5 protein-coding genes are annotated in these 4,812 nt (G+C 39.1%); 4 read left to right on the top strand and 1 reads right to left on the bottom strand.

From position 1 onward, the window contains the following. The 4 genes from AAF462_10180 to AAF462_10165 form a co-directional block, all read left to right on the top strand. A partial coding sequence (locus AAF462_10180; protein ID MEM7009488.1) for an FUSC family protein occupies window positions 1-1,185 on the top strand: 1,185 nt, incomplete at its 5' end. 89 nt (window positions 1,186-1,274) lie between these two features. Beyond that, window positions 1,275-2,546, top strand: a complete 1,272-nt coding sequence (locus tag AAF462_10175) for a sodium:proton antiporter (protein MEM7009487.1) — start codon at window positions 1,275-1,277, stop codon at window positions 2,544-2,546. An 88-nt stretch (window positions 2,547-2,634) separates the two neighbouring features. Continuing rightward, window positions 2,635-3,036, top strand: coding sequence for a hypothetical protein (locus tag AAF462_10170; GenBank protein ID MEM7009486.1), 402 nt, complete (start codon window positions 2,635-2,637; stop codon window positions 3,034-3,036). Between the two features lie 46 nt (window positions 3,037-3,082). Continuing rightward, the gene (locus AAF462_10165) at window positions 3,083-4,180 is read left to right on the top strand and encodes an HlyD family secretion protein (GenBank protein ID MEM7009485.1); all 1,098 of its coding nucleotides are present in this window, start codon (window positions 3,083-3,085) and stop codon (window positions 4,178-4,180) included. On the opposite strand, the gene AAF462_10160 is transcribed toward AAF462_10165, so the two are convergent. Beyond that, window positions 4,177-4,812, bottom strand: a 636-nt coding sequence (locus AAF462_10160) for a glycosyltransferase family 2 protein (GenBank protein ID MEM7009484.1), incomplete at its 5' end; no start/stop codon positions are given. The genes AAF462_10165 and AAF462_10160 overlap by 4 nt on opposite strands.

The following is a 4,812-nucleotide window of genomic DNA, read 5'->3' as shown; positions in this document are numbered from 1 at the left end:
GTATTTCACAATAACCAATACTCTGTTATGATGGCGGAACGATTAACACATACAAAACAGGTAGAGAATAAAAGAAAAAGCTCATTTTTATATATTGATCAAGATGGCTTTAGAGCTGGGGTTAAAACAGTTGTGATTTTCCTCATCCTTATGTTTGGTGAGGTAGCTATAGGTCTTCCCGGAGGCGGACAGGTCGTATTCTTTGCAATATTATTTGGAGTTATACCAAACCTTGGTCAGGCATTTATGAAAAGCAGGTATGGGATTATAGGAGTAGTACTGGGAATTACGTTTTGTTTTATTAGTATAATGGTGATTTCTATATCGCCTCATTTCTCAATTGTTATAGCGCTATACAGTCTTGCTACTTTTATAGCAGCCTATATTGCTAGCAGCAGTAAGGATATTGCCGTGTCAGGTCTTCAGGCGGGGCTTCTTTTTCCTTTCGGACTTTTATTAACTACAGGTCCTAATCTGGACATAAGCGATGCCTTTACTCGGTTTTTGGCCCTATTCTCTGCGGTTTTCATAGGCCTTATAGTTCAGCACCTTCTATGGCCAACTAACCCATACAGCCTTCTTAAAGAGAAAATATCAAAATCTATACGTATTAGTGGTGAAATAATCTCAGATTTGATAACCCTCAAAACTGAAAATGAAGAAAAGGCTCAAAAGCTAATTTTGCCGCTTGCTGCTGTGCTCCCAACAAGCACTCAGCTTCTTCATGACGCTGAATATGTTATTAGAAGCAATGAGCTTCATGCTGAGGAAATAATTCATATAATTGAGTCAATTGAGTTTATGTATGCTGATCTAGAGACTTTAAACCGAACTATTATTCAATTTAAAGACAAGAGCTCAATGGAAGACTTCATAACAAATCTTGATTCTAGATATAGGCAAATAACTGAGCTTTTTGAAGATGTATCTGGACAATTTAATAGCAAGCATAATTTTTGTGATCAAATTAACGATTTGAAAACAGATATTGAAGAACATGTACATGAATATAGAAAAGAAGGCTCATGGCGCAACTTTGACCCAAAAGATGTAGAGAATCAGGTCTTAGTGCACACGAGTATGCTTAGCCTGCTTGATTCGTTGTACAAAATAAGCTCTGAAATAGATAAAATAAATCAAAATAAAATCCTCGTTCAGGGTGCTCTAAACCCCAGGGAGGCATAATAATTCTGTACATTAATTTTCTGTTCTATATAATTTCTATTAATTTCTATAAGGCGGCTAAGGATTTATCCAAGCATTGAACTAATAATATGAGTCTTTTTACAGTATTTGCCATAGTAATAACGCTAACTGCTATATTCAGCTTTATTAACGAAGTTTATGTAAAGCTTCCTTCTACGATCGGGATAATGCTGGCATCCCTGATCGCCTCTATTTTATTTATAGTTTTAGGCTACATCGGTTTTGGGCATATACAGTGGGCGCAGGATCTAGTTATTGCTGCGGATTTTAATCATTTGTTTATGAACGGCATGCTGAGTTTTCTATTGTTCGCTGCAGCACTAAGAGTAGAGGTTACTAAGCTAAAAGAGTATGCGTGGACAATATCTTATCTGGCAACAGTAGGAATAGTTATATCATCATTATTTGTTGGCTTTGTAATGTACTTTTTAGTAAATGCTTTAGGTGGTGATTTACCTTTAATATATACAATTATTTTTGGTGCGATTATATCTCCTATTGATGCTGTTGTAGTTCTAAAGATCTTAAAGAAAGTAGATGCCGATAAGACGATGGAGACAATTATAACCGGCGAATCACTCTTTAATGACGCAGCCTCAGTTGTACTGTTTGTGCTTCTTTTGGGTATTGCTACAGGAACCACAGATTTTACGGTCATCTCTATAGGAGAGTTTTTCTTAAGAGAAGCACTCGGCGGGCTTTTACTGGGGCTCGTTCTGGGTTTCATAACACATCAAATGATTATGCAAATAATCATTAAAGGATCAGATAACCATATTGTTATTATTTTGATTACTCTGGCAATAGTCTCTGGAGGGTATTCTCTTGCAGAACTTTTAGATGTATCCGCTCCTCTGACCAGCGTGGTAACAGGATTGTTTCTGGCTAAAAGCAGAAATGATAGAGTTAGACTTGGTGTAAGGCATGAGCACGGGCACTATGTAAGGGAGTTTTGGGAAGTTATTGATGAGGTTCTAAATGCAGTTTTGTTTGTGTTAATCGGTCTTGAAATACTTATAGTTAATTTTAAAGAAACATACTTTATTGGTGCAAGCCTAGTTATTCCCGTAATAATTATCGCAAGATACATAAGTGTTGAGTTCCCGCTGATTTTCCTTAGATTTTTCAGACCAATTCCAAGGATAAAAGGTCTTATCATGACTTGGATCGGAATAAGAGGAGGGGTTTCCATTGCATTGGCATTGTCACTTCCTGAAGATTCCCATAAAGACATTATATTAGTACTCACTTACATGGTAGTTGTATTTTCTATTCTGATTCAAGGTCTCACATTGGCACCACTGGTTAAATGGTATAAGAAAAGAGAAGGTATGGACTAAGAAATTAGTAGATATTCTCTATTCTAAATCTACAAATGTTAGGTTATCTTAAGTTGTAAGAATTCTATTATCTATAAGGAGGGAAAAGATGAGAAAAAATATATCACTTTTGTCTATTTTATTTTTAGTTTTCGTACTATCAGCGTGCGCTGCTATAGAAAATAACAAAACCCAAGAGCAGGAACAACTCTTAAGCGCCGCAGGTTTTAAAATGATACCGGCCACGACTCAGGCTGAAATTGAAAATTTGAACACTCTTACCCCGCATAAAGTGCTCTTTAGCGTAAAAGACAATAAACCATTGTACTGGTATGCAGACCCTACAAATTGCAAATGCGTCTTCACAGGAGATCAGGCGGCATATCAGCGCTATGAGAAACTCCTTACCCAGTCGCAAATCGCAAATGAGGTTGAGGATGCGGCCATTAGTAATGAAGTCGCATCTGATAATATGTGGGGATGGATGGGCGGCCCCTGGGGATGGTGGTAAAAAATTCACAGGAATTTCTGGATTTTAGGCTTTTACTCCAAAAGCTATGAGCAATTTTATCTCTCAGATAAAAACAATTAAATACACTCCAAAATTTTGGATAACTTTCATTATTTCAGTGATTGTTATCCTAGTTTTGTACTATGCACTCTTAGACCGTTACACACCATATACGGACGACGCTTATGTCCAAACATATGTAGTTCAAGTTGCCCCTCAGGTTGAGGGAAGAGTCATGGGCGTGTTTGTTGAAAACAACCAATTTGTCCAAGAGGGCCAGAAACTATTTAGTATTGATCCAAGTCCATATGAATATTTGGTTGAGGAGCTTAAGGCATCGTTGGTTCAGAATCAGCAGGAGGTTGATCAGCTAAAAAGCGCTGTCGTATCAGCCCAAGAGGGGGTTAAACAAGCCCAGGCAGATCTCGTTTATGCCAAGAGGCAGTATGACGACCTCGTTCCTTTGGCCCAGAAAAACTATATTGCTCAGCTCGAGCTTGATTCTGCCCTGGATCAGCTTAGGAGCCAAGAGGCAACTCTGGGCGAGGCCAAAGCCAATCTTGCAAGCGCTCAGCAAGCGCTCGAATATACAATAGACGGCGAGTTTGCAATAATTAAAGAGGCAGAATCGGCCCTTAGATATGCAGAGTATAACCTCTTGCAGACAACCGTTTATGCCCCGAGTGATGGATACGTTACCAACCTTCAGCTTGTAAATGGTGCCTACGCAAACGCTGGTGATGCTGTGCTCACTTTTGTAGACGATGAAAGCTGGTGGATAGTGGCAAACTTTAGAGAAAACAGTATTGGTAGAATTAAAGAGGGTCAGAGCGCTGAAATCGCTTTATCTATGTATCCAGGGAAAATCTTTAAGGCACAGGTTGAAAACTCAGACTGGGGCGTGAGTGCAGGGCAGGGTGTTCCCTCAGGATATCTGCCCGATGTTGAGACGCCTGAGAACTGGTTTAGTTTATCTCAGAGGTTTCCGGTGAGACTTAAAATAACTAATCTTGATGAAGAAAAATATCCTTTAAGGGTAGGTGCAACCACTAGTGTGGCGGTATTTACAGACGGTGGTTTTATATTAAACGGTTTAGCCGGTCTTTGGCTTCGTATTGGAAGTATAATTAACTACGTCTACTAAAGATATTTAAAAATAGTCCAGAGTATTTTATATCCTGCTTTGATGCTTCCACTGATAGTGCCTGCAATTTTAGAGACTCCGATACGCTTTCTATAGTTAACTGGGACTTCAGTGCATCTGAATTTGTGCTTAGCCGCCTTTACCTGCATCTCAACAGTCCAGCCGTAGGTTTTATCACTCATTTTCAGTTCTATTAACTTATCAAACTTAATTGCCCTAAAAGGCCCAAGATCTGTGAAGCGAACACCATAGAGATATTTTATTAGAGTGACTGCAAGCCAGTTCCCAAATACTTGCTGGGGAAGAAGTGATCCTTCTTGAGCATTACCAAGTGCTCTGGAGCCAATTACCATATCTATCTTCTTCTCTGTAATTGGCTGTATAAGTTCTATTAGTTGCTCGGGATAATCTGAGTAGTCACCGTCAAGAAAAACTATAATATCGGGCCTTTCGTTTTTCTGGCTTGCGTACTCGATTCCCTTCAAGCATGCACACCCATAGCCCATTTGCTTCTCATCTAATACAGTTGCTCCAGCGCTCTGAGCAACTTCGCTTGTTTTATCAGACGAGTTGTTGTTAACAACCACAACCTCGCTCACGAGGTCTTTGGGAATATCGGCTATTACTTTTGC

Source organism: Thermodesulfobacteriota bacterium (genome assembly GCA_039028315.1).
Lineage (GTDB): Bacteria > Desulfobacterota_D > UBA1144 > Nemesobacterales > UBA2774 > CR02bin9.
Note: the sequence above shows the minus strand (reverse complement) of the source record. Positions and strands in the feature narration are given on the sequence as shown.

Coding starts and splice junctions, on each gene's coding strand:
- AAF462_10175 (MEM7009487.1), top strand. CDS start 1,275: ATGAGTCTTTTTACAGTATTTGCCATAGTAATAACGCTAACTGCTATA.
- AAF462_10170 (MEM7009486.1), top strand. CDS start 2,635: ATGAGAAAAAATATATCACTTTTGTCTATTTTATTTTTAGTTTTCGTA.
- AAF462_10165 (MEM7009485.1), top strand. CDS start 3,083: ATGAGCAATTTTATCTCTCAGATAAAAACAATTAAATACACTCCAAAA.